Annotated in this window: 26 protein-coding genes; 13 read left to right on the top strand and 13 right to left on the bottom strand. The window is 63.0% G+C overall.

Translation table 11 applies throughout. The features are described 5' to 3' along the window. The first annotated feature begins 3 nt into the window (after positions 1–3). Positions 4–1,005 carry a glycosyltransferase family 2 protein gene (locus ABIE49_RS15205; RefSeq protein WP_192738993.1) on the top strand — a complete coding sequence of 334 codons (1,002 nt, stop codon included), beginning with the start codon at positions 4–6 and terminating at the stop codon, positions 1,003–1,005. After that, positions 1,002–2,315, top strand: coding sequence for an O-antigen ligase family protein (locus ABIE49_RS15200; protein ID WP_192738992.1), 1,314 nt, complete (start codon positions 1,002–1,004; stop codon positions 2,313–2,315). The genes ABIE49_RS15205 and ABIE49_RS15200 overlap by 4 nt, the downstream gene beginning before the upstream one ends. Positions 2,316–2,318: 3 nt before the next feature. Here the strand turns inward: ABIE49_RS15200 and ABIE49_RS15195 are convergent, their stop codons facing one another. After that, a complete protein-coding gene (locus tag ABIE49_RS15195) occupies positions 2,319–3,410 on the bottom strand; it encodes a glycosyltransferase family protein (RefSeq protein WP_192738991.1) in 1,092 nt (363 codons plus the stop codon). A 258-nt stretch (positions 3,411–3,668) separates the two neighbouring features. Between ABIE49_RS15195 and ABIE49_RS15190 the strand changes: the two genes are divergently transcribed. The 3 genes from ABIE49_RS15190 (at position 3,669) to ABIE49_RS15180 (ending at position 6,177) form a co-directional block, all read left to right on the top strand. Then, on the top strand, positions 3,669–4,607 hold the full coding sequence (locus ABIE49_RS15190; protein ID WP_192738990.1) for a hypothetical protein: 939 nt from the start codon (positions 3,669–3,671) through the stop codon (positions 4,605–4,607). Positions 4,608–4,620: 13 nt separating this feature from the next. Then, positions 4,621–5,817, top strand: a complete 1,197-nt coding sequence (locus ABIE49_RS15185; protein WP_192738989.1) for a GNAT family N-acetyltransferase — start codon at positions 4,621–4,623, stop codon at positions 5,815–5,817. A 165-nt stretch (positions 5,818–5,982) separates the two neighbouring features. Next, positions 5,983–6,177, top strand: coding sequence for a hypothetical protein (locus ABIE49_RS15180; RefSeq protein WP_192738988.1), 195 nt, complete (start codon positions 5,983–5,985; stop codon positions 6,175–6,177). A gap of 160 nt (positions 6,178–6,337) precedes the next feature. Here the strand turns inward: ABIE49_RS15180 and ABIE49_RS15175 are convergent, their stop codons facing one another. The 5 genes from ABIE49_RS15175 to ABIE49_RS15155 form a co-directional block, all read right to left on the bottom strand. Continuing rightward, a complete protein-coding gene (locus ABIE49_RS15175) occupies positions 6,338–7,285 on the bottom strand; it encodes a DUF5996 family protein (protein ID WP_192738987.1) in 948 nt (315 codons plus the stop codon). Positions 7,286–7,368: 83 nt separating this feature from the next. After that, complete coding sequence (locus ABIE49_RS15170) at positions 7,369–7,500, bottom strand: hypothetical protein (protein WP_354066832.1); 132 nt, start codon at positions 7,498–7,500, stop codon at positions 7,369–7,371. 93 nt (positions 7,501–7,593) lie between these two features. Next, positions 7,594–8,193 carry an NAD(P)H:quinone oxidoreductase gene (wrbA, locus tag ABIE49_RS15165; protein WP_192738986.1) on the bottom strand — a complete coding sequence of 200 codons (600 nt, stop codon included), beginning with the start codon at positions 8,191–8,193 and terminating at the stop codon, positions 7,594–7,596. Positions 8,194–8,368: 175 nt separating this feature from the next. Continuing rightward, positions 8,369–9,067 carry a pirin family protein gene (locus ABIE49_RS15160; protein ID WP_192738985.1) on the bottom strand — a complete coding sequence of 233 codons (699 nt, stop codon included), beginning with the start codon at positions 9,065–9,067 and terminating at the stop codon, positions 8,369–8,371. Positions 9,068–9,137: 70 nt separating this feature from the next. Then, entirely contained in the window at positions 9,138–9,890 is a 753-nt protein-coding gene (locus tag ABIE49_RS15155) for an SDR family NAD(P)-dependent oxidoreductase (protein WP_192738984.1), read from the bottom strand. Between the two features lie 263 nt (positions 9,891–10,153). Here ABIE49_RS15155 and ABIE49_RS15150 point away from each other — a divergent pair, with 263 nt between their 5' ends. The 3 genes from ABIE49_RS15150 (at position 10,154) to ABIE49_RS15140 (ending at position 13,046) form a co-directional block, all read left to right on the top strand. After that, positions 10,154–11,008 carry a hypothetical protein gene (locus tag ABIE49_RS15150; RefSeq protein WP_192738983.1) on the top strand — a complete coding sequence of 285 codons (855 nt, stop codon included), beginning with the start codon at positions 10,154–10,156 and terminating at the stop codon, positions 11,006–11,008. A gap of 41 nt (positions 11,009–11,049) precedes the next feature. Beyond that, positions 11,050–11,964, top strand: a complete 915-nt coding sequence (locus ABIE49_RS15145) for a LysR family transcriptional regulator (RefSeq protein WP_192738982.1) — start codon at positions 11,050–11,052, stop codon at positions 11,962–11,964. Positions 11,965–12,056: 92 nt separating this feature from the next. After that, on the top strand, positions 12,057–13,046 hold the full coding sequence (locus ABIE49_RS15140; protein WP_192738981.1) for a Bug family tripartite tricarboxylate transporter substrate binding protein: 990 nt from the start codon (positions 12,057–12,059) through the stop codon (positions 13,044–13,046). 9 nt (positions 13,047–13,055) lie between these two features. Here ABIE49_RS15140 and ABIE49_RS15135 read toward each other — a convergent pair whose 3' ends face one another. Continuing rightward, a complete protein-coding gene (locus tag ABIE49_RS15135) occupies positions 13,056–15,674 on the bottom strand; it encodes an autotransporter outer membrane beta-barrel domain-containing protein (RefSeq protein ID WP_192738980.1) in 2,619 nt (872 codons plus the stop codon). A 285-nt stretch (positions 15,675–15,959) separates the two neighbouring features. On the opposite strand from ABIE49_RS15135, the gene ABIE49_RS15130 reads away from it, so the two are divergent. Together ABIE49_RS15130 and ABIE49_RS15125 are read left to right on the top strand one after the other, a co-directional pair. Further along, positions 15,960–16,940: a helix-turn-helix transcriptional regulator gene (locus tag ABIE49_RS15130; RefSeq protein ID WP_192738979.1), complete on the top strand. Its 981-nt coding sequence runs from the start codon at positions 15,960–15,962 to the stop codon at positions 16,938–16,940. A gap of 222 nt (positions 16,941–17,162) precedes the next feature. Next, positions 17,163–17,561 (top strand): hypothetical protein, encoded by a 399-nt coding sequence (locus ABIE49_RS15125; RefSeq protein WP_192738978.1) that lies wholly within the window; start codon positions 17,163–17,165, stop codon positions 17,559–17,561. Here the strand turns inward: ABIE49_RS15125 and ABIE49_RS15120 are convergent. Genes ABIE49_RS15120 through ABIE49_RS15105 form a run of 4 tightly spaced genes read right to left on the bottom strand, consistent with a single transcriptional unit; the run spans position 17,558 to position 20,546 of the window. Continuing rightward, the gene (locus tag ABIE49_RS15120) at positions 17,558–18,043 is read right to left on the bottom strand and encodes a YbaK/EbsC family protein (RefSeq protein WP_192738977.1); all 486 of its coding nucleotides are present in this window, start codon (positions 18,041–18,043) and stop codon (positions 17,558–17,560) included. The two genes, ABIE49_RS15125 and ABIE49_RS15120, sit on opposite strands and share 4 nt — an antisense overlap. 1 nt (position 18,044) lies before the next feature. Further along, a complete protein-coding gene (locus ABIE49_RS15115; RefSeq protein WP_192738976.1) occupies positions 18,045–18,791 on the bottom strand; it encodes a haloacid dehalogenase type II in 747 nt (248 codons plus the stop codon). Beyond that, the gene (locus ABIE49_RS15110; RefSeq protein WP_192738975.1) at positions 18,788–19,615 is read right to left on the bottom strand and encodes a dienelactone hydrolase family protein; all 828 of its coding nucleotides are present in this window, start codon (positions 19,613–19,615) and stop codon (positions 18,788–18,790) included. The genes ABIE49_RS15115 and ABIE49_RS15110 overlap by 4 nt, the downstream gene beginning before the upstream one ends. Positions 19,616–19,661: 46 nt before the next feature. Next, a complete protein-coding gene (locus ABIE49_RS15105; RefSeq protein ID WP_192738974.1) occupies positions 19,662–20,546 on the bottom strand; it encodes an amidohydrolase family protein in 885 nt (294 codons plus the stop codon). A 108-nt stretch (positions 20,547–20,654) separates the two neighbouring features. Here ABIE49_RS15105 and ABIE49_RS15100 point away from each other — a divergent pair, with 108 nt between their 5' ends. Both ABIE49_RS15100 and ABIE49_RS15095 read left to right on the top strand, forming a co-directional pair. Beyond that, complete coding sequence (locus tag ABIE49_RS15100; RefSeq protein ID WP_192738973.1) at positions 20,655–21,131, top strand: MaoC family dehydratase; 477 nt, start codon at positions 20,655–20,657, stop codon at positions 21,129–21,131. Positions 21,132–21,143: 12 nt separating this feature from the next. Further along, complete coding sequence (locus tag ABIE49_RS15095) at positions 21,144–21,578, top strand: MaoC family dehydratase (RefSeq protein WP_192738972.1); 435 nt, start codon at positions 21,144–21,146, stop codon at positions 21,576–21,578. A 105-nt stretch (positions 21,579–21,683) separates the two neighbouring features. Here the strand turns inward: ABIE49_RS15095 and ABIE49_RS15090 are convergent, their stop codons facing one another. Then, the gene (locus tag ABIE49_RS15090; RefSeq protein WP_192738971.1) at positions 21,684–21,974 is read right to left on the bottom strand and encodes a hypothetical protein; all 291 of its coding nucleotides are present in this window, start codon (positions 21,972–21,974) and stop codon (positions 21,684–21,686) included. Between the two features lie 111 nt (positions 21,975–22,085). On the opposite strand from ABIE49_RS15090, the gene ABIE49_RS15085 reads away from it, so the two are divergent. Further along, positions 22,086–22,997, top strand: coding sequence for a LysR family transcriptional regulator (locus ABIE49_RS15085; protein ID WP_192738970.1), 912 nt, complete (start codon positions 22,086–22,088; stop codon positions 22,995–22,997). Between the two features lie 268 nt (positions 22,998–23,265). Here the strand turns inward: ABIE49_RS15085 and ABIE49_RS15080 are convergent, their stop codons facing one another. Beyond that, on the bottom strand, positions 23,266–23,454 hold the full coding sequence (locus tag ABIE49_RS15080) for a hypothetical protein (protein ID WP_192738969.1): 189 nt from the start codon (positions 23,452–23,454) through the stop codon (positions 23,266–23,268). Positions 23,455–23,969: the final 515 nt, after the last annotated feature.

Raw genomic sequence — 23,969 nt, 5'->3', positions numbered from 1 at the left:
CCGATGGAAACCGCTGACACCATGCCGAACGCTGCCCGCGCCCTGGCGGCGATCTCGCCGGCCCTCGATCCTGCTTCGATCGGGATCGTCGTCTGCATTCCCTGCTTTCGCCGGCCGCAGCATCTGCGGCAGACGCTGGAATCGCTGGCCCGCCAGCGCACCGGCCACCGCTTTGCGGTTGTCATGGTCGAGAACGATGCGTTGCGGAGCGAGAGCGTTCCGGTTGCGACCGAGTTCCTGGCATCGAACAAGTTTCCCGGTCTCTGCGTGGTCGAGCCGCGTCAGGGCAATTGCCATGCGATCAACGCAGCGTTCGAGACGGCGCTGGCAACCTTCCCGGCAGCGTCAAGTTTCCTGATGATCGACGATGACGAAATTGCCTCGCCGGACTGGCTGGAGCGCATGATCTCGACGGCCGAAGCCACCGGGGCCGACATCGTCGGCGGGCCGGTCATGCCTGACTTCGACGACGCGCAAAAGCGCGGGCTGCGTCGTCACCCGGCGTTCGCCCCGGCCTACGACACGTCAGGACCGGTCCCGGTGATCTACGGCTGCGGCAATTGCCTGATCCGGCGCTCGGTGTTCGAGCGCGTCGACGCCCCGGCGTTCGATCTGCGTTTCAATTTTCTCGGCGGCGGCGACACCGATTTCTTCTACCGCTGCCTGCGTCTTGGCATGCGCTTTCACTGGGTGGCGGAGGCCACGATCAGCGAGACGGTGCCACCGAGCCGGACCAGGCTGAGCTGGCTGATCAGCCGCGGCCTGCGGATCGGCGCGATCAATTATCACGTCCAGCGCAAGGCGACACCGACACTCTGGCTGCGCGCCCGGCTGACGCTGAAATTGCTGGCGGCGTTTCCGCTGTCGTTTCTCCAGGCCGCGCGGGCGGCCCTGATCGAGCGCGACCGCATCATTGCGATGCATCCGATGACGGTAGCGATCGGCAGCGTGCTGGCCGCAATCGGCATCGAACCTCAACCCTACAAGGCCTCGAAGATCACGTGAGCCAACTCGCCATCACGTCTCAGCTTCGTATCGTCGCAGGAGGGGTTTGGCGGCAGCAAGTGCTGGATGTCGTTCGCTGCGCCGCGTTCGTCGGAGCGCTGGTGCTGGCATGGATTTCCTTGCGGCCGTTCGCCGATCTCGGCGACATACAGATCGGTGAAGTCAGTACCGGCAATGAGGCGCCGACCTATCTGGTGTTCGGCGCCCTTGCGGTGCTGATGATTACCCTCGCGGCGCGTAACAACATGCGCGGGCTCGCCACGTTGCTGACGCCATCGTTCCTGCTGTTTGCCGGATGGATCTGTGTGACGGTGGTTTTGTCGGTCGATCCTGCCACGTCGATGCGGCGGTTTGTTTTGACGGCGTGCGTTATCGCTGTGACGTCGAACATGCTGCTGCTGCCGAAATCGCAAAACGAGCTGATGCGGTTCCTCAGTATCGCGGCGCTGATCCTGCTCGCGGTCTGTTACCTCGGAATCTTGCTGGCGCCGCAATTTGCGATCCATCAGGCGACTGACCCGCAGGAGCCGCTTCTTGCCGGCGACTGGCGCGGCGCCTTCGGTCACAAGAACGTGGCCGCCGGCGTGATGGCGATGCTGCTGTTCCTGGGGATCTACATCGCGCGTTCCGGCGCCCTTCTGTCCGGCGCGGTCATTATCGGCCTTAGTTCGTTGTTTCTGTTTCATGCCGCCGGCAAGAGCTCGCTGACGTTGTGTTTCGCGGTGCTGCTTTTGACCTCGCTTACATCTGTGTTTCGCTCGTTCTGGGTGCGGGCGATCCTGCTCCTGACGCCGCTGCTATTGCTGAACATGCTAAGCGTCGGCACCGTGATGAGCGAAGGCCTGGCTGCGGTCGCCAAGCTGCTGCCGCTGGATTCGACCTTCACCGGCCGTACCGACATCTGGAATTTTGCGCTGGACGCGCTGCGGCAGCGGCTGGCAACCGGCTACGGCTTCGTGGCGTTTTGGGGCAGCAAGGCGTTCGAGGAGTTGCCGGCGGGCAAGGAATGGGCCGCGTTCGCGGCGCACAGCCACAATGGTTATCTCGATACCGCGCTCGGCATGGGCCTGCCCGGCCTTACTCTGCTCATCGTCGTGCTTGTGATCGCGCCGCTACGGAACTTCCAGCAAGCCGATCAGGGCGGCAACAACGGTCCGCTGGCGATGGCGCTGTTGCGCATCTGGCTGTTCGGACTTTATCTGTCGGCGATGGAGAGCTTCTTCCTCGACCGCGCGGATCCCCTGTGGTTCACCTTCCTGGTGGCGGTGTTCGGCTTGCACTTTCTGGCGCGATTTCGCGTCCGGGAGTGAGGCTCAAAGCTGCGCGCGCACCGCGTTCGCGACGTCCTGCCACCACCCATCGAAATCGAACGCGGCTTGCACCGGCGGCCGTTCCAGCGCGGCAACGATGCCATCGGCGTAGGCGTCCGCGCTCGATCCCCGCGGCACGAGCACGATGGCGCCGCGATCGATCAATGCCTTGAAGCGCAGATGATGGTCGAATTCGTCAGGCAGAGCAGGGCCGGTCACGATCAGCGGCCGGCCGGCCTGCACGCAGGCGAGAACGCTGGAGCGACGCGCGGTGAGCCCTTCGTCGAGCGGATAGCAAAACCCGTCGACCGCGCCGAACAGCCCGAACACCTCGTGATCGGAGGCGACGAAACCGGATACGATCACATCACCGGCGATTCCGAGCTCCGTGGCGCGGGCGTGGAAGTCCTCCTCGACATTGTCGGTGCCGCGGATGAAAGAGCCGACATAGACGATCAGGGGGCTCAGCCCACGCTGCTTCAGGATCGCGCCGATCTCCAGCAGCGCATTGGGTTGCTTGGCCGGATAGATCGAACCGAAATGGCCGATCACCAGCCGGCCGTCTTGCCTTGCAGCTGTGAGACGCCGGCGCAACTCCGAATCCGCCATCCCTGCAGACGCCTCTATGTTGGGCGGCAGCGGGGCTAGTACGCATTTCCTCGCGGTCCAGCCCACCAGGGAATCCTCGGCGAGTTCCCGCCGCACCAGCGGCGAGAACATGACGATGGTGTTGGCGAGCAGGAGGGCCGGCATGTAGGTGATCCGGCGCAGCCAATGCAGCCCGGCCCATTCGTGCTGAATCAGGACAGTTTTGCGCCGCCGCAACCGCGCCATGGCCATCGCCAGCAGCGGCGCGAACATCACGCGCTTCCAGGCCACGATCGGAAAGTTGCAGACCACGCTCCGTGCGGAGCCGACGGCGCGCCAGATATCGCTTAATGACCCTTCCGATCGCGTCAGGGTTAACGTCGTGCAGCTGCCGGGTTCGGCCTTTTCGATCCACTCGCCCAGCAATCGCGTGAATTGCCCGACGCCGCACTGCATTTGCGGTCCCGCGCCGAGAAGCAGCGCCCGATATTGCGGTTCTGTAGCCATCGTGGGGTTCGCCGGCGCTCTCTCGGTTATGCCAACGTTAGCCATACATCCCAGACCTTATCGTCCGGTAAGTGGGTGCGACACCCCTGCGGCATCCTTCTTGCCAGTTAGAGCGTGAAGGTTGTCCGGCCGTCTCATAACGGGACATCGGATGACCGACGGCGTGGCAGCCATCTGAGATTTCGGGACAGCGTGCAGGCGCAGATCGGAATCGGTCGTCATCCGGACGAAAAAAATTTGGTCAAAAGGAGTTGGACGATGGCAGCAGATCGCATTTTTAGTCATTGGGACGAGACCCATTCGGTGCTGTGGGGACACGCACCAATCCGGCTTGCGCACAACATGCACAAGTCACCGTTGTTCTCGATGGATCATCTTGCCGCACTGATCGAGAATTATCCGCGCGAGCACTACAGCCTGATGCAGACCGGCGTGAAGGGCGACAAGCGTATCTGGCGGCACGGCGATATCGGCAATTTCAGCGGCCATCAGGTCATCGACGCGATTTCCAGGGGTGACCTCTGGCTCAACCTGCGCATGGTTTCGGATATCGACCAGCGCTACAGCGACCTGCTGGCCCAGATGTTCGCCGAAATCGGCGAGAAGGTCCCGCACTTCGCGCTGCCGCACCAGTACAACGCCGGCATTCTGCTCTCGGCGCCGAAGGCGCAGGTTCACTACCACGCCGATCTTCCCGGCCAGAGCCTGATTCAAATCGCCGGCCGCAAGCGCGTCCATATCTATCCGTCGAACCCTCCCTTCGTGACTCCGAAGAATCTGGAGGATATCCAGCTGTTCGAGCTCGAACTCGATATGCCCTATCACGAATGGTACGATCGCTATGCGACCGTGCTCGATCTCGAGCCCGGTCAGATGCTGAACTGGCCGCTGAACGCGCCGCATCGCGTCGACAATCTCGGCACCGTCAACATCTCCATGACGGTGGGTTACGAGAATGAAGAGATCCGGCGGACCCGGATCGTCAATCTGGCCAACGGTCTGTTGCGCAATCGCTTCGGATATGCGCCCAAGAGCCGTTCGCTCAAGGGGCCGGCGTTCTGGGGCAAGGCGGTGATGCAGAAGGCACTGCGCAACACTTCCTGGGTCAAGCGCGAGCGCAAGGCGCGCAACGAGATCGAGTTCCGGCTCGACCATGACCATCCGGAGCAAGTGGTCGATCTTCCCAAGGCGGCATGAAGGCGGCTTGATCGTGACGACACTGACGAACGACGCGGCACGGCATGTGGGGCGGAACCGCACGTCGCAGGTTGCGGCGTTCTCCGTGGATTTCGACAATTGGGATACCGTCGCAGGCAACTGGGACGGTGCGTATCGTCGTGGACAGGCCACCATCTTCCAGCATGAGAAGTGGCTCGCGGCGTGGTATGGCGCGTTCGCCGGACAGCCCGGTATCGAGCCACTCATTGCAACTGTCAGGGACCGTGCGACAGGCGAAGTCGCACTGCTTCTGCCGCTGATCAGGCGCAAGCTGAAGCGCATCTGCGTCGTCGAGTTCGCCGACCTCGAACTGACCGACTACAATGCGCCGCTGCTCGGTCCGGCCGCGCCGCGCGAACCCAAGGCGGCAGCCATCCTGTGGCGTGAGCTGCGGCTGGCGTTGCGCCGGCTGCCTGGCGGCGCTGATCTCATTCGCTTCAAGAAAATGCCGCTCGATCTGCAGGGCGGGTCCAACCCGCTGGCGATGCTGGATGGAGCCGGGCTGTGCTCGCTGAACGGAAATCTCGTCACCACAGGCGAGGATTTCGATCAGTACAAGCGTTCGCTGAAGCGCGACGTTCGCAGGGTTCTCGAACGGAGCTGGCGCGCGTTTACGGCCTATCCCGGTGCTGAATTCAGGATTGCAGGAGAGAACGACGAAGCCTTGCGCGTTCTTGCCGCCCTGGATGCGCAACAGAGCGCCCGCATGCAGCATCTGGGGGCGAACTTCATTCTCGGCGACGGGGCCTGCGCCGATTTCTATCGAAACCTCGTGCGTGATGGCCTCAGTGAAGGCTATGCCGTGTTGTCGGCGCTGACGGTCGGCGAGGAAGTCGTCGCGACGTTGTTCGGCGTTCGCAGTGGCCCGCGCTATGTCATGCTGCGGGTCAGCAATGCCGGCGACAAATGGTCGGCTTGTTCGCCGGGCCGGCTGGTCATCGAACGTACCATGGCCGCCTTGCACAGAGACGGCGTGCGCGAGTTCGACTTCAGCGTGGGCGATTATGACTATAAGCGGCGTTTTGGCGTGACACCGCTGCCGCTGGTCGACATCAGCGCCGCCTTGAGCCTGCGCGGATTGCCCTACGCATTGCGCGACCGCGCCGCGCGCGAGCTGCGCAACTATCCGAAGCTCATGGCTTATTTGAAGCGCGCGCCCGGTAAACCCTTGCCGCGCGAAGAGAATTGACGCTGTGGCAGAGACGACACGGTCGTGCAAATCTGTCACACTCGGCGGGATTGTGCGGCTGTTCTACCTGTGTTCGCAAGAGTTCATGATCGCCTTTACGGCAGCGGCGTATGCTGATGGTCGGGTCAAGGGCTACAGCTGAATGCTTCCGTGGGGAGTGCCGACATGCCAGCCTATATCCACCATCACGACAACATCGAGCCGGCTTTCGTCATTTGTCCGAGCTGCATCGGGATTCCGATGTTTGTAAGGGACGTCGAGCCGCATTGGAGCATGGCGAAGATCGACTTCACCTTTGAATGCGCCGACTGCGGCGCCGAAGTTCGCCAGACCGTGGTCAAGCCGCAATTGCAGCACTAGCGCCGTTTCATTCCGGTTGGATTGCAACGTACTTCGCTATCTCATTTTGTGGCGAAAGCAGCGCCTCCCGGCTTTGCCCGTCCTGCGGAACTTCCTGTGGGCGACAGTCTCGAATACGATCGAGCATCGCAATGCCAGACGTTCGTCGTGGAAGACCGGTCTAGACCTGCCGCACCACGCCGGGTTGGCCCAAGTCGCATTCCAGCGCGTCGCGATCCCATTTCGCCGAAATCGCCGCGGCTTCATAGGTGCTTTGCAGGAAATCCAGCAACGCCTGGTCGGGATCGTCAGCCGTGCGCACGGCATCATAGGGCAGGATGAATTCGCCGAGCGCTTCGCTGAAGAACGCCGCGTCCGGCCGCACCTTCGTAGCGCGAAAGCCCGCAGGCTCCGGATAGGCATAGCAATAGAAGGCGGGATAATCGATCGCGCCGCTTCCCGGCCAGAAGCCGGCGCTGCTGACCTCGTGCGAATAGGCCTCCCAGGCGACGTCGTCGGAGAGATGCGGTACGCCACCGGGATGACGTGGCGCACGACGGCCGGAGAAGCGGGTCACCGCCAGATCAAAGCTGCCCCAGAAGAAATGCACCGGGCTGGCCTTGCCGAGGAAGCCGGTGCGGAATTGTTTGAAGATGCGATCGCAGTTCACGAGAATCTGCAGAAAGCCCTTGATCGCTTCGGGATCGTAGGAGGCGTGGACGTTATCTTCCGAAAAGCGGACCGGGTCCGGCAGTTCGTTCGGCATCTCGTCGATGGTGACGGAAATGTCCAGCTCGGTCAGCATCATCATGGTGGCGGCGTAGAAGCTGGCAACCGATTTTCCTCGAAGCGCGAACTGCTGCTTCGCGCCCTCGCTGGTTGAGATGCGCAAGACGTGATCGATGAAATCAAGATCGATCTGGAACGTTCGCGTGCCGTCCGGGACTGGCGACGTCGTCAGCCCGCGCGGAGTAACATAGAGCGCCACATGCCAGGAATGGTTCAGCCAGGGGGCCTTGCTCAACCTGATCTTGCCGACGATCTGGGTCCAGAGATGCAGCGTCGCATAGGTGTCACGCCACGCCGCTGTCGGCAATTCCGGCCACGGGGGTTGCGAAAGATTGCTCATGCCTGAACCCCGTATCGGTGAATAGCGAGTGGTGGATTCCGTATCACGAATCCGTTTCGTATCACGAAACCGTCAGACCGATTTCACGATTTGGTGCATTCCGGACAGCGCCGCTGGCCGCGCGAGGCGCGGAAAAGGCTGCGGCACCACCAGCGCCGTGCAATCGCCTGCAGCGGACGGCGCACCAGTTGGGCCATAAAGAGAAATTCGACCATCGCTAAATCCATCGCCCCTGACGGGTAGCTAGGGCGGCAATCTCAAATGAGAATGCCGCCCATCTCGGATCAGCCATGCAGTTAGCAATGGAGTTAGCCATGGAGTTTCTTGGCGGTCTCCGCGATCACGCGTCCTTGATAGCGCGCGCCGGCGAGCTCGTTATCGCTTGGCAGACGGCTGCCGTCGCCGCCGGTGATCGTGGTGGCGCCATAGGGCGCGCCGCCGGTGACTTCATCGAGCTTCATCTGGCCGGCAAAGCCGTAATTGAGGCCGACGATCGTCATGCCGAAGTGCAAGAGATTGGTGATGATCGAGAACAGCGTGGTCTCCTGGCCGCCATGTTGTGTGGCGGTTGCGCTGAAGGCGCCGCCGACCTTGCCGTGCAGGGCGCCCTTGGCCCACAGGCCGCCGGCCTGATCGAGAAAATTGGCCATCTGCGAGGCCATCCGGCCGAAGCGGGTGCCGGTGCCGACGATGATGGCGTCGTAATTGGCAAGCTCTTCGACCTTGGCGACGGGGGCGGCCTGATCGATCTTGTAATGCGAAGCCTTGGCGACCTCGACGGGCACCAGTTCGGGCACGCGCTTGACATCGACAGTGACGCCGGCTTCGCGTGCGCCTTCGGCAATGGCGTTCGCCATCGCTTCGATGTGACCGTAGGCGGAGTAATAGAGGACGAGTACTTTGGCCATGATGGCTCTCCTTTGAGGTTGAAAATGTAGGGTGTCGTCATGGCCGGGCATAGCCGTCCGAAGGACGGCGTCGCTTCCGCTCGCCTATGCCCGGCCATCCACGTCTTTCGATCTGCTGGGGGAAGTCGTGGATGCCCGGGTCAAGCCCGGGCATGACGACGATTGTGCTTGACGCCTACGCCGCGTCGACCAGCACCAGTTCGGAATCTTCCAGCGCCGTAATCGTCAGCCTGGCCTCATCGCGGATCGCAGCGCCATCGCGGGCGTTGACGCGCACGCCGTTGACTTCGACGCTACCCGCCGCCGGCACCAGATACAGATGCCGCGCCTTGCCGGCTTCGTATTCCGCGCTCTCGCCGGCCTTCAGCGTGGTGGCGAGCACGCGAGCATCGGCGCGGATCGGCAGCGCATCCCTGTCGCCGGCAATGCCGCTGGCGATGGTGACGAGCTTGCCGGAACGGTCCGACTTCGGAAACGGCTTTGCTCCCCAGGTGGGTTGGCCGCCTTGAGTGGTCGGCTCGATCCAGATCTGGAAGATCCGGGTGTTGGTCGGCTCCAGATTGTACTCGGCATGACGAATGCCCGATCCGGCGCTCATCACCTGCACGTCGCCGGCTTCAGTACGGCCCTTGTTGCCAAGCGAGTCCTGATGGGTGATCGCGCCTTCGCGCACATAGGTGATGATTTCCATGTTGGCATGGGGATGGGCGGGAAAGCCGGTGTTGGGGGCGATCTCGTCGTCGTTCCACACCCGTAAGGTACCGTGACCCATATTGTCAGGGTCGTAATGGCTGCCGAAGGAGAAGTGATGCTTTGCCTTCAGCCAGCCGTGGTCAGCGCCGCCGAGTTTTGCAAAGGGTCTGAGTTCGATCATGGGAGTATTCCTTTGAAAGTGTTTGCGAGGGGCGAGGCGCAACGCGCCCGGCTTCTCTTGGTTGGACTGGTCAGGCGCCGAAGCCACCATCGACGTTGAGCACGGTGCCGGTCACGAACGAGGCGTCCGGGCTGGTGAGGAACACGACGCCGGCTGCGATCTCTTCGGGGGTGCCGTAGCGTTGCAGCGCGTGCTGCGTACGCTGGGCTTCGGCGAAGTCGCCGCCATCCTTCGGGTTCATGTCGGTATCGATCGAGCCCGGCTGCAGCACGTTCACGGTAATGCCGCGGGGGCCGAGGTCGCGCGATGCGCCCTTGCTGTAGCCGACGATCGCCGCCTTGGTGGCGGCGTAGTCGGCGAGGCCCGGGAACGAGGTGCGGGTCGCAATGCCCGAACCGATGGTGACGATGCGTCCGCCTTCGCCCATCAGCTTCGAGGCAGCGCGGATCGCGGTGACCACGCCATGCACATTGATCGCGTCCTGCCGCGCCAGTGCCGCGGTGTCGGCGCTGGCATCATCGACTGCGCCGCTGACGGCGACGCCGGCATTGTTGACGAGAATGTCGAGCCGGCCAAAGTGCTTGGCGACGTCATTCACCAATTGCTCGACCTCGAGAGATGAAGCCTGGTCGGCCTTGAAGGCGCGAGCTTCGACACCTCTCGCTTTCAATTCCTTGACGACGGCTTCGGCCTTGTCAGGGGAGGCGACATAGCTGATGGCGACGTTGGCGCCCTGATCCGCGAGGGCGCGGGCGCTGGCTGCGCCGATACCGCGGGAACCGCCGGTAACGAGGGCTACCTTGCCCGAAAGTTTCTTGGCCATTGGATTTCTCCGTTGCTTGAATTCCGATGGCCATTGGATATGCCTCCCGACATGGTATATAAATAGAAACTATCGAAACACATTGTTTCTATTTGTGAGCTAATGGAAATGCCGCCTGTCCCGGACATCCATATTTGGACCCCAAGCCGCGGAATCGGCCTCCTGGACCGAACCGCCGGGCGGCTTGCCCAGACTGATGCCAGTCACTCGGGCGCGAGGCGCCGGGGAGGGGCGTCGTTCGGCGCCGTATGGAGGAGTTGCGCATGAACGCCGTTCGCCGCGGAGTATTGGGATTGATGGGAGCGCTGCTGGTGGCGGGACCGTCAGACGCCGGCGGCCGGAAGCCGGCCTCGTCCGGTCAGGATGCCGCAGCGAAAGCGCGGCGATTGGCGGTGAAACCTCGCCACGTTGTTTGCTTCCTTGGCGGTGCGAACGGCCTGGCGAAGCTGTCGGACGCGGCTTCAATGGCCATCCGCGATTTCGCCACCGGCTTCAGCATCGATCACACCTATTCCCAGGACAAACCGGATCCGCGCATGAGTCGCTCGTTTGGGGTTTCCTGGGATCGCGTGCATCCCAATGCCCGCTCCAGCGCCGATCAGGACGCGGTGGAAAACCACCAGTCGGTGCTGTACGTGCTGGGCCCGCCGATGACGCCGGAAACCGCCATGGTCGTTTCCACCGGTGCCTTGATGTTGGTCCATCAGGTCATCAAGGCGGGGGCTACCGCCGTCAAGGGCGAGAGCGCCGGTGTCGCGCACGGCCTCGTCAAATGGAACGAACTCATCCTTCAGGCCAGTGCCGCGCTGAAATCCGATGATGACTTCGCGTTGCGCCGCGTTTGCCGCCTGGCATTTGCCAAGCGGCCGCTGGCCTCGGACGATTATCTGGAAAGCGTGGGTTTTCACCTGGCGGGATTGCCCGAAGTGTTTGTGCCGAAGTCCCATGGCAGTGAACGCGAAGCCGTCGCGACCATGGATGCGGTTGCTGACGAGATCGCGCGGCAAGGATTGGAGGCAACGCTCAAGTCGCGCCGCGCCAAACTGTCGTTCGAGTCCGATTACGCGGAAGGCGATTTCAAATTCAGTCCCTATGGTATCGTCAAGCTTGCATCCTGATTTCGGGCAAGGCCCGAATCCGATCTGACAAGGCGGGCCGAATGGCGAAACTTCCGGATTTCGAAGCGCTGGCGATTTTCGCGAAGGTCGTGGAATTGCGATCGTTCGCGGCGGCTTCGACCGAACTCGCGCTGTCCAAGGCCACGGTGTCGAAGGCGGTGAGCCGGCTCGAACAACGCCTCGGCGCGCGGCTGTTCAATCGCACTTCGCGGCGGCTTGCTTTGACCGACGCCGGACAAAAGCTGGCCGAGCGCGCGACGCAGCTCCTGGTCGACGGCGAAGCGGCCGAGAACGAGGCGCTGTCGCAATCGACGGCGCCGCGCGGGCTGGTGCGGCTCGCGGTGCCGATGACGTTCGGGGTCAAGGCGGTGGCACCGCTACTGCCGGAATTCCTGAGCCAGTATCCGGAAGTCGCGATCGACCTGCATCTCAGCGATGCGACGGTGGATCTGATCGGCGAGGGCTTTGACGCCGGCCTGCGCATCGCGCGGCTGCCGGATTCATCGCTGATCGCGCGGCGGCTCTGCGCGATGCCGCGCTACACGGTGGCCGCGCCGTCCTATCTCAAGCGCCACGGCCGGCCGACCCATCCGATGCATCTCTCCCAGCACAAATGTTTCGGCTACGCCTATCTCTCGACGCCCGGCGTCTGGCACTACACCAACGCCGCTGGCGAGCAGGCCAGCGTGCGCCCGGCCGGCCAGCTCCGCGTCAACAATGGCGAGGCGGTGTTGCCGTCGGTGATTGCCGGGCTCGGCATCGCCGATCTGCCCGACTTCATCGTCGGCGACGCCATCGCCTCCGGCGAGGTCGAGGTGATCCTCAAAGGCTGGAAGCAGCCGGAAGGCGCGGTGCATCTGGTAACCCCGCCCGGCGGCCCGCGCCCCGCCCGCGTCGAGGTGCTGGCGGAGTTTCTGATGAAGCATTTTGCCAAGGGGAAGAAGAAGGCATCCTGAGGCGGCGCGACGAACGGCGCCTTTGCCCATGGGACCGAGTTTCGGCTAGGCTACCGCCAATAACCAAAACAAAACTCCGGGGGAACTGCCAAATGAATCGCCGCGAACTTCTCAAAGCCGCCGCCGTGCTGCCGCTGGCGCAAACCGCGCTCTCGCATGCGGCGTTTGCGCAAGGCGCGTACCCCTCGCGCAACATCACCATGATCGTGCCGTTTCCGCCCGGCGGCCAGGCCGATCTTGCGGCACGGCCGGTGGCGCAGGCGCTGGAAAAAATCCTCGGCAAGCCTGTGCTTGTCGACAACCGTGCCGGCGGCGGCGGCGGATCGGTCGGCAATGCGGCAGCGGCGCGCGCCGAGCCCGACGGCTACACATTGTTGATGACGTTGTCGTCGCTGGCGGTGCTGCCGGAAGCCGACCGGCTGTTCGACCGCCCGGTGGCTTACGAAGTATCGCAATTCGCGCCGGTCGCGCGCGTGCTCGCCGACCCCACGCTGCTGGCGGTGCCGGCCTCGGCTCCATGGAAGACGCTGCAGGATTTCGTCGATGACGCCAAAAAGCGCCCCGGTCAGATCCCTTACGGCTCGTCGGGGCCCTATGGCACGCTGCATGTGGCGATGGAAATGTTCGCGGCGAGCGCCGGCATCAAACTGCTGCACGTGCCGTTTCGCGGCGCCGCCCCTGCGTTGACCGCGCTGCTCAGCGGCACGGTGCAGGCGGTGGCCTCGGCGCCGGGCACGCTGAAGCAGCAGGTCGATGACGGCAAGATGCGCGTGCTCGCGAATTGGGGCGCCGCGCGCATCGCAAGCTTTCCCGATCTGCCGACCTTCCAGGAACTCGGCTACAAGGACGTCGAGTTCTACATCTGGGCGGGCTTGTTCGCGCAGAGCGCGCTGCCGGCGCCGATCATGGCGCAGTTGCGCGGCGCGATGGCGCAGGCGGTGAAGGCGCCCGAGGTCATCAAAACCTTCGAGACCGCGGGCAGCCCGGTCGCCTACATGGACGCGCCGGAATTTGCAAAATTCGTCGCCGACGACAGCGCGCGGCTGGTCGCCGCGGTGAAGAAGATCGGCAAGGTGGAGTAGGGGCCTGCCTCAGAATTCGCTGCGGATGGCGCCCCGCAATGTGTGCCGGTCGAAGCCCGGTGCAAACGCGCCCTCGTAGGAGGCCTTGAACGACGTCGAGGCCGTCAGATCCCACCGCGCCTCGAGGCCGGTGAGCGCCGTGGTACGGGCGCGTTCGACGCCGGTGATCGCGAACTGGATTCCCGGTGCGCCTTCGAAGGCCGCAAGCATGCCTGGCGCATTGCCGGAAAACTCATGGCGCGCGCCGAGTGTCACGCCGAACTGCGCCGGAAGGCCATTGGCCATCACGGTTTGATGCATCAAGCGCAGACCCGCGGTGCCGAACAGCGCGTCGAAGCCGCCAGCCTGTACCATCTGATTCACGCCGGGGGCGCCGGTTTCGCTGAAGCCGTTCTGCCGCGTCGCATACCAGTCGAGGTTGGCAAAGGGTTCGGCCTTGAAGCCGCCGAACTGGAACGGCCGGGCGATGCCGAGCGTGGCGGCAAACGTGTTGGCGCGGGACTGGCCGGTGGCGGTTTCTCCCAGGAAGGAGATCGCGCGCGAGGATTCCAGCGCCGCGAAGGAATAGCTGATGGCCGATGCGACGTTGAACCCGTAGCTCTCGCCGCGCGCATAGAACCCGGCGTGGCCGGCATTGGCATCGATCCGGTCGGCGCGGACCGCCGACCGGATCTTGCCGGTCGATGCGCCGACTGCGAGGCCGACTGTGGCACCGGGGCTGTTCCACAGATCGACACCGAGCGCGGCGCCGCCGATGCTGGTGTTGGTGCCGAAGGCGATGTCGGTCGCCGCCACCCTGTCCCAATTGCCATAGCCACCGAACCACACGCTCTGCGCCGGTGCGGCGCGGCGCGCGCGAAGCGCCTTGCCGATCGGGTCGGTCGGCTCCGGCGCGTAGGAAGAGGCCGACATCCGCACGGTCTCGCCGCGCGACTGGGTGCCGGCGTTCCACATGAAATTCTGGAAGGCACCGGCTTGATCGGTGGTGAAACGGCGCCCGTCGGCGTGAATTTGTCCGGCGAGATCGTCGAGACCGGCCTTGATGCCCGGCGTATTGAGCGCGGCAAGCGTGTTGATGGCGGTGGAGAGTGGCCCGGACGCGCCGCCGAGCTGCGCCTGGTCCAGCGTCGTGCTGACGGCGGACTGGTTCGGCGTCAGTCCGGTGAGCGTGCCGAAGCCCGCGACCTGTTGCAGCAGGAAATATACGTTGTTGGCATCGTAGCTGAGCTGCCCCGAAACCAGCGGCGCGGTCAGCGGCGCCAGTGAAGCGAAGGTACCGGTGACGCCGCCGGCCGCGGTGACGATCGTATATTGCGTGTTGGCGAGAAAGCCCGTGCCGAGCGGCACGATCTGCACGGTGCCGCCATTGAGGGTCGCAGTGCCGGTCGCGGCGATCTTGTCGGATTGTCCGGCGGCGTTGATTTCGACCTGATACGAGCCGGCGTTGAAGGTGACATTGCCGTTGACGTTGATGGTGCCGATTGAATTGCCGGGGGCGACCGTACCGAAGTTGTTGACGACGAGACCGCCGATCGTGCCGCTGCCGCCGAGATACCCGCCATGGACGGTGACGACGGATGGCAATGTGCCGTTCACGATCAGGCCGCCGGCTTCCACCGTCGTTGCGCCGTTGAAGGCGGTGGCGCCGGTCAGTGTCCAGACCGAGATGCCCGTTTTGCGCAGCAATTCAAACTCGTCATATTGCAGGCCGGCGCCGAGATTGCCGAGATTGCCGAGATTGAACGTGGCGCTTCCGGTCCCGTCAAATCCCAGCGTGTCGATGCCTGTGCCGCCGAGCGCTTTCCCGGTGATGGTCGATCCCGGCACCAGTGTAAGCGTATCCGCGCCGCCGTTGAGGTTGATCGCAGTTCCGCCCCCACCTGTGACGACGCCGGAGTTGAAGACGGTGTCAACGCCGGTCGAACCCGTGATTCCCGTATCGGTACTTCCGGAGATCGTGCCGGCATTGTTGATGACGTTGCCGCCTGCGGTGAAAGTAATTCCCTGCGAGCCGAGAACCGATCCGCCGGCCAGAATATTGAACACGTTTGAACCCGATGTCCCGCCGACATTAATGCCTTTCGCGCCGAGGGCGTTGCCGAACACGGTGCCGCCAATATTGATGGTGTTATTGCTTGAATTGAAAAGAACAATGGCGGGCGTGGCGTTGCTGGTCGTCGTGACAAGGCCGCCGGTTGCAACCGACACCGTGTTGTTGTTGGCTGAGCCGGTGAGTACGATTGCGTTGAAGGTGGTGCTCTCAACCGTTGCCTGCTCTCTAACGTTCACCTGCGATGAGGAGGTGCCGTCCAACACAATGGTGTGTAGTGCGGTAGTAAGCGAGGCTGCGGCCGCGCCGGTGCCGATATTCACCGTGACGTCGGTTTTTCCGGTCGCGTCGACGAGGTCGGTATTGCCGACGCCCGTGCAGGTCGCCACGTCGTTGGTGTCAAGTGCACCGATGGTGCCGGTGCCGACCACCGTGCAGGCGGCGTGCGCCGGGCCGGGTGCCAGCGAAAGCAGTCCCCCGAGCACGAGCGGCGCCAGCGCGGTGGTGACGAGCAGCCTGTTGCGCAAGGTATTCGCCATCACGGCGCTTTGGGCGCGGGCCTGTACTCCAGTCGGCATCGACAATTCCTTCGTTGCAGTATCCGAACTGCTAGCGGGAATGTTGCGGCGCTTCTTGGAGCCGTGCGAAACGCGTTATGGCTGAAGGCGCAGGACGCCGGTTTGCGCCGGCCTGTTGCGGCGATGTCACGGACGGGCGGTCCGGCGGCGCGACGGGTTCCCGCATTGAATGGACTACAGCGCAAATTGTCATGGCCTGGCGCGCAGTTGTGCTGGAAAACGTTGCGCCGGGCAGCCAACGCGATATGGATATTCCGTTACACGAGCCTGGAGACGTGCGCGCTTATGGCGGCCGACAGCCAATCGACCCGCGGCGCGCCGCGCCTCGGCTATGCCGGCGACCCGCATGGGCCTGCCTATGACGCCTGGCGGGAGGAGTTTTGCCGCCGCGTGATGTGCGGCGATGTGGCGCCCCTCGCGGCCGGGCCCGTGCGATGCGACGTGACCGCGGTGCCGCTGCCTGGCCTGATGATGTCGGGGGCCGCAGGCTCGCCGATGCAGTTCGTTGCGACCGGCGCCGACCGCGACAGCGCGCTCGCCTTCGTGATGGCCACGGCCGCGCCGGTGCGCATCACGGTCGGCGGCCGGTCGGTCGATCTTGAACCGATGGGCACCGGCCTTGCCGATGCGGCCCATGAAGGTGCCGACGTTTCGCAATTGGTCGAAGGGCGCTTCAAGTCGCTGTTCATCGAGCGCCGGACTCTGCTCGCCTATTGTCCCGACGCGGAAGATCGGATTGCGCGGCCGCTCGCGCATAACCCCGCGCTCGCGGCGATGTTGCACCAGTATTACGACCTCGCGGTTCAGCATGCCCCGGGTCTCGACGCACTGGCGCAAAGTGCTGTCTCGCAGCATCTTCTGGACCTGGTGGTGCTGATGCTGGGGACGGGACGCGACGAGACCGTTCTGGCGAAAGACCGCGGCCTTGCGGCGGCTCGCCTGGAAGCGATCAAGGCCGACATTCTGTCGCGCCTCGGCGACGGCAGGCTCACGCTCGCCGACCTCGCGCAGCGCCACCGCGCCAGCCCGCGCTCCATCCAGATGCTGTTCGAGCGCGCTGGCACCACGTTTTCGGAATTCGTGCTGGAGCAGCGGCTGCTGCGGGCGGCACGGCTGCTGCGCGATCCGCTGCGCCGGGCGAGCAAGATCAGCGATATCGCCTATCTCTCCGGCTTCAACGACGTCTCGTATTTCCACCGGTCGTTTCGCCGGCGTTTTGGCATGACGCCGCTGGACGCGAAAATGCGGCCCTCGGAACAAGAGTAGCATCACCTGGCGATGCGACGTCGCACGGACGGACGCTCGTGACGCGCCTCGCGAGGCGATGGCGCTGAAGATCGACAAGGAAGATCGGCAAGGCGGGGTAGGGAACTCCATTCACATTTTCTTGTCTACGCGAACGTTGCTTGGCCGCATTCATTGGAGAGTTTTGGGAGCGGTGCGAGTTGGAAACCGCATCGCCACACCACTCGAATGAAAGGACCGGACATGAAACGAGCGGACCCGGCCGCCCCACGCATCGGGCTCAGCCTTTTTGTGGTCAGACTTGCCCTCGCAATCGGAAGCGTTGGCGCCCTGCAATCAACCGCATTCGCCCAGGAATATAGGGGAACCTGGGAACAGCAGATGGCCTGCACCCCCGACGTATGGCGACTTTGCAGTGATCAGGTTCCGGATGTCAGCCGAATCGTGACGTGTTTGCGGCAGAATACGCCGCAGCTCTCCAACAATTGCCGCGCCGTGTTCGAGTCGCAGGCCAATGCACAACAGCAGCAACCGGGCGGACGGGGCCCGCAACAGCAAATGGCGCCGCGCGGCCGCGCAGCACCACTGGTACAGCCCCAGCCGCTGCCGCCGAGACCCTACTATCAAGACGACGACGATTAGGCGGTCGCTTCGCTTTCGGTTCTGACCTCGCAGACATCGACCCATTCGGCCGAGGTCAGTTCCGCCATGCGCGCAGGCGTGATGCGCACCGCGCTGTGGGTCGAGCCTGCCGCCGGAACCACGATATCGAACGCCTTTAGCGATACGTCGCAATAGACCGGAAGCGGCGTCTTCAATCCGAACGGACAGACGCCGCCGACTTCATGGCCGGTGATCTCGGCGACCTCGTCGAGCCCGAGCATCTTCGGCTTGCCCCCGAACAGCGCCTTCACCTTCTTGTTGTCCATCCGCGAAGTGCCGGCCGCCACGATCAGCACCACGCGTTCGCCGATCCGCAGACTGAGCGTCTTGGCGATCCGTGCCGGCTCGACGCCATAGGCCTCGGCCGCGAGCGCGACCGTTGCCGAACTCATGGTGGATTCGATCACCGTAATTTCGGGCGCCTTCTCGGCGAAGAAGGCGCGGACGGAGGCAAGACTCATTTCAGGACCTTTGGGCAGACACCAGGGCGGGAAGCTCGGCGAGACCATGGATGCGATGATCGGGCGCAACGCCGAGCTCGTCCATTTGGGTGCGCAATATCTCGAACATCGTCAAGGGCGGCAGCGTCTCGCTTTCGAGACAGGCCTGCGCCATCGCCTCCGGCGTCACCCGCTCGATCCAGGCGACGTTGAGGCCGAACGCCTTGGCGCCGCAGGCGTCCCACGGGTTCGAGGAGATGAACAGGACCTCGTGCGGCGGAATGTGAAGCGTGCTTTCAATCAAGGCGTAGGCGTCCGGGCTCGGTTTGAATACTTTATTGGCGTCGATGCTGATGGTGGCATCGAGCACGCGGTCGAGGCCACTGTTCTTCACCAGCGCGCCCAGCATGTCCGGGCTGCCGTTGGAGAGAATGGCAAGCTTCTTGTCCCTCATCGCCGCCAGCGAGGCAAGCGCATCGGGATAGAGATCGAGATGCCGGTACTTGTCCATGATCCCAGCGAAATCAGCCTCGTCGTATTTCAGGCCGAGGCAGCGCAGCGTGTAGGCCAGGGATTCCCGCGTCACATCAGAGAAATCCTGATAGCGCCGCATCAGCGAACGCAGCCAGGTGTATTCCAGCTGCTTGATGCGCCAGACCTGCGTGATGATTTCGCCGTAACCGGGAAACGCCTGCTCGGTGACTGACGCCACCGACTGGATGTCGTAGAGCGTGCCATAGGCATCGAACACGACGGCTTTGATATTCACGGCGCCGCCTTACCGATGGTGGTGTCGAGAAAGTCGCGCAACGCCTCGGTCGATTGATTCGTCGCCGACTGGTTGAATTCGAGATGATGTCCCTTCAGCAGGAGTGGCGTTGTGAGCCGCTGCGCATCGAATGCGTGGTAGGCGCCGGGAAAGACCATCAGCTTGATCGGTACGCCCTTGTCCTTCTGGCGCGATATCCCCCAGTCGTCGCGGCCCTCCACCACGTTCCGGCATTCCCTGGCCAAGGCCCAATCGTCGAGTTCGCCGATCAGGATCAGCGCCGGCGCGGTCATCTCGCCCTTGAGGCCAAGACAGGATGGATAGAATGCAACGGCCGCGCGGAACTTGGTTGGCGATGCCTGTTCCAGATAGCCACGTTCGATCGACATCAGGGCCACCCGGCCGCCGTTCGCAAAGCCGATCACCGCTACACGATCGGGATCGACGAATGGATCGCGCGCCAGAAACTTCAGGGCACGATAGGCGTCCTCGCTCGAATCGCTCGGAGCCCTGCCTTCGCAGGTCTTGAGTCCGCGTGGACCCAGGCTATCCACAGTGAGCACCACATAGCCCCAGGCCGCGATCTGCCTACCCCAGCTTTGATCGATCCGTTTCCAGTCGCCATGGCAGCTATGCAGCAACACGACGGCGGGCGAGGGGCCTACGCCGCCGGGTTGCCGGAGATAACCCTGCAGCGGATTTGAACTGGCAAGCGGGCTCTCGATCTCAACGGCAATCGGCGGCGATTCAGCCGCGAGGCACTGAACGATGCTTGCCGTCGAGATCGCGGTGACGAGGACAGCGATTTTGGCAAGTTGGGTCACTGGCCACCATCTCGTTCAACCGTCCGCCTGCGAAGCGAACGCCCCTTTATATACCCAAAATCTTCCGCGCGTTGGCCTTCAATACCTTGGGCCGGATCTCGTCGCGGATGTCGAGCTTGGCAAAATCCGCCAGCCAGCGGTCCGGCGTGATCACAGGCCAGTCCGAGCCGAACAGCATCTTGTCCTGCAGGATCGAGTTGATGTAGCGCACCAGGATCGGCGGGAAATATTTCGGCGACCAGCCGGAGAGGTCGATATAGACGTTCGGCTTGTGGGTCGCGACCGACAGCGCCTCTTCCTGCCAGGGGAACGACGGGTGGGCGAGGATGATCTTCAGGTCGGGGAAGTCAGCCGCGACGTCGTCCATGTACATCGGGTTGGAATATTTTAAGCGCATCCCCATGCCGCCGGGCATGCCAGAGCCGACGCCTGTCTGGCCGGTGTGGAACAGCGCGATCGCGCCGCCCTCGTTGATCGCCTCATAAAGCGGATAGGCCATGCGGTCGTTGGCATAGAAGCCCTGCATGGTGGGGTGGAATTTGAAGCCGCGGACGCCGTATTCCTCGATCAGCTTGCGCGCTTCGCGCACGCCGAGCTTGCCCTTGTGGGGATCGATGCTGACGAACGGGATCAGGACGTCGAGATGGTCGGAGGCGACTTCCAGCATCTCGTAATTGTTGTAGCGGCGGAAACCGGTTTCGCGCTCGGCGTCGACGGGGAAGATCACGGCGGCGATCTTCTTGGAGCGGTAATAGGCCGCGGTTTCCGGCACCGTCGGCGGGTGCTTGTGCGGCGACTTGAAATAGTCGGCCATCTGCGCCTGGAAATCGTCATAGCCGTCGTCGCCGTGCATGCCGCAGGGCTCTTCGGCGTGGGTGTGGATGTCGATCGCCACGACGTCGTCGATATTGGGCAGCTTGAGCTTGGCCATTTGGGGTTCCCCGCGGCTTGATTTTTCGGTCTGGGAAATTGATTATACTATATAACAAATTCCGCAAGGCGGCAGAATCAAAGATCGCGGAAAAACAGGGAGGATGGCATGGCGCAGGCGGAAGCCTTCGAGACCGATTTCTGGAAAGACGCCAATCTGCGCAAGGCCTGGGACGACATCGTGCCCGGCGAGCCGCGCGCGACCATCCCCTACACGCTGACCAAGGAAGCGATCGAGCTGTACTGCAGATCGGTCGGGGAAGATCACCCGATCTATTTCGACGAGGCTTACGCGAAAACCACCCGCTATGGTGGCCTGATCGCGCCGCCGTCGATCCATATCCTCTTGATGTTCTCGTGCACGCCGGCGGACGACTGGATGCGCTCGCCCGGCACCGTCAACGCCGGGCAATCCTGGAGCTACAACATTCCGGCGCGGCCGAATGACGTCATCACGTTACAGGCGCGCGCGCTCGACAAGTTCATCAAGCGCGAGCGGCTGTTCGTGGTGCACGACAACGTCTTCTTCAACCAGCATGGCGACGTGATCTGTTCCGGCCGCGGCTGGACCATCCGGCCCGAATGAGCGGAGAGCGTCATGACCACCAGCTTTGAAGACCTGAATGCCGGCGACAGCATCGATGGCCCGAAATTCGCGGTGTCACGCGAATCGATCCGGCTGTTTTGCGATGCCTCGCTCGACTACAACCCGCTGCATCTCGACGACGACTACATGAAGGGCAATTTCGGCAAGACGAATTTCGGTGGCATCATCATGCACGGCATGAACAATTTCGGGCTGATCTCGCGAATGATTACCGACTGGGCCTATCCGGCCGGCGCCATCCACCGCCGGCTGGAAACAAGATGGGTCAAGCCGGTGAAGCCCGGCGACACCATCCAGCCGACCGGAATCGTCAAGTCGAAGCAGGTGACCAAGACCTCGCGCTGGGTGCTGATCGACGTCATGGTGCGCAACCAGGCGGGCGAGAAGGTCGCAACCGGCGAGGCGATGGTCGAGTTTCCGAACTAAGCGGGATGAGATCAGGCTGTGAATCATAAATCTGCTGGGCGGCCGGCTTGTGCCGCGCTTGAGGTCGTTGCGGCTGGATCAGCGCATTCGGCGAGTCCGTTATGGTCACCCTACCGAGGCGATAATGCGCACCGGTCCCAGCGGGCGGCGTCCGCCGGAAACGTTCGGTGCGTGTGCTCCTGGCAGGTTCGGGCGGTAGTCGAGCGCGATGACTCCGATTTGGACGAGATGCTCGGCGACCGGTCTGTGATCTGAACCTGTTTCATATCGATCGACGGGACAGTTGCCGGAGCTGGATAATTTTGCCTGGATCGGCCCCTCCGGGCTCCGTGGCTTCGCCAACAATCTGAGGAAGCCCACACAAAATCCGAACGGCTCAAGCGCATATTGCTTCATGGCGGCCTCCGCGCAGGATGGCGTCTCTCTGCTCAGCATGATGCGTTGCGCGGGACTCACAATGCGGAAGGCGCTAAGGTAGCCTCAGGCTAGGCTGAAGGCTCCGATCCTATGGCTGAGCGATTTGATCTCACTGACCTTCGCTTGTTCCTGCACGTGGCGGACGCCTCGAACATCACCCGCGGGGCGCTTCGCGCGAACATGACTCTGGCTTCCGCCAGCGAGCGAATCCGCGACATGGAAGTCGATCTTGGCACGCCGCTCCTGGTGAGAAAGCGCCGAGGCGTCGAACTGACGGCGGCGGGAACGGCGCTCCTTCATCATGCCCGTCTCGTCATCCAGCAGCTCGAGCACATGCGTGGAGAATTGAACGATTATGCGAAAGGACTGCGGGCGCAGGTTCATGTTCGCTCCAACACGATGGGCATTTCGGTATTTCTTCCCGCGCGCCTGGCGCGTTTTCTCTCGGCCCATCCGAACATCGACGTGGATCTGGAAGAGGGCAGAAGTCGCGACATTGTGAGGGCGGTCGCCGCTGGAAAAGTGGAAATCGGTATCGTTGCCGAGGGGCTCGAAGCCGCTGCCGAGCTTGAGACGATGCCAGTCGGCGAATACCGGTTTGTACTTGTCGTGCCGCTCAGGCATCAGCTCGCGCGCTGCCGTAAAATACCGTTCAAGGAAGTGCTGGATTACGATCTGGTGGGCCTTCGAGCTGAGACTGCCTGGCAGGACTTTCTGAATGAGCAGGCAAAGCGAGCCGGCAAGAGGTTGAAACTGCGTGTGCGGCTGGACGGCTTCGATTCGATTTGCCGCGTGGTTGAAAACCGGATCGGGCTCGCCATCGTTCCCGAACCTGTTGCCCGGCGCTGGACCAGCAAGCTGCGCATCATTCCGCTGGACGAAGTCTGGGCTCTCCGTCACCTCACCCTGTGCGTGCGAAAGCTGGCATCGCTGTCTCCGCATGCGCAAAATCTCGTGAAATACCTGACGAAATCTCCCCCCGCTCGAAAGCCTGTCCCCTGACGGCGCCATGCCGCGTTCCGACAGATTACAGAAGCCTGGGGGCCGACATGCTGTGATGGTGTGATGAAACAGGATTTGGCGCCGGTCGTCGGAGCTGTCGGCTTCGCGGCGCAACAGCTTTTTCTTCTCGAGCGCGATGATGCCGTGTCGGATCTCCGCTTGCGGCCGAGCCAATCTGGCTGCTGGCTAGACCGGCGTAGTCAGGACCATCCGCCCCAGGTCGGTCAGGCCGACCGGGGGCGACTTCTGGTCGAGGTAGCCGTTTCACTCACAGCCGAATTGTCGGGACTTCGATTGCGCCGCGATAGTTGCTCTCCATCAGCTGCTTCTGAGCGATCATGAAGTCGGCCCTGACGCCAAAGCCAGTCGGATGCAGATGGATATATCCGCCCCCCGTGACGGCGGCGAGGTCGTTCTCGGTGAGGTCGCGAAGATCGCTCCGATTCCCGTTAGACATGGCACATTCTCCCTCTAGCTCGACCGGCGCGATCATTCGCCCCGTTCCGTCGATGCCGGGAAAATGCCTCACCTTGCAATGATGCGCTGTTCCCCCGGTAACAGCCAATAGGTGACCAGCATCACACGCCGAGGTCTCCCGCGCCCTCGATCATTCGCACCCTGCTTCAGGAAGTCCTCAAGGCAACCTGCGCGTCCGTTCGAAGTCGGCGAGGCGCCGCCGGATCATTTCCTCCTCGCTCACGTCTTGCCTTGCTTGCCGAAGTGGCAGGAGCGTTGTGGTTGGAATCTGTGCCGGCGCGGAATTATTGCGGACATGACGGCATACACAAAAAAGGCCGCCTGCATTGGCGCAAGCGGCCCAAGTCTAGGGAGGAAACGCCCAAAGAGGGCAGCGATAGCGCGAGGGGCGCTACCGCACCCCCTAGCTAAGACGATCGCGATCGGCGGCTCAATTGGACGTAGGTAAACGTCGGGTATCTCAACGGGTCGCGGAACTATACGAAGGTTTATGGC

It is taken from the genome of Bradyrhizobium sp. OAE829 (assembly GCF_040546575.1).
Lineage (GTDB): Bacteria > Pseudomonadota > Alphaproteobacteria > Rhizobiales > Xanthobacteraceae > Bradyrhizobium.
The sequence above is the reverse complement of the archived record's forward strand: the minus strand, read 5'-3'. Positions and strand labels throughout refer to the sequence as shown.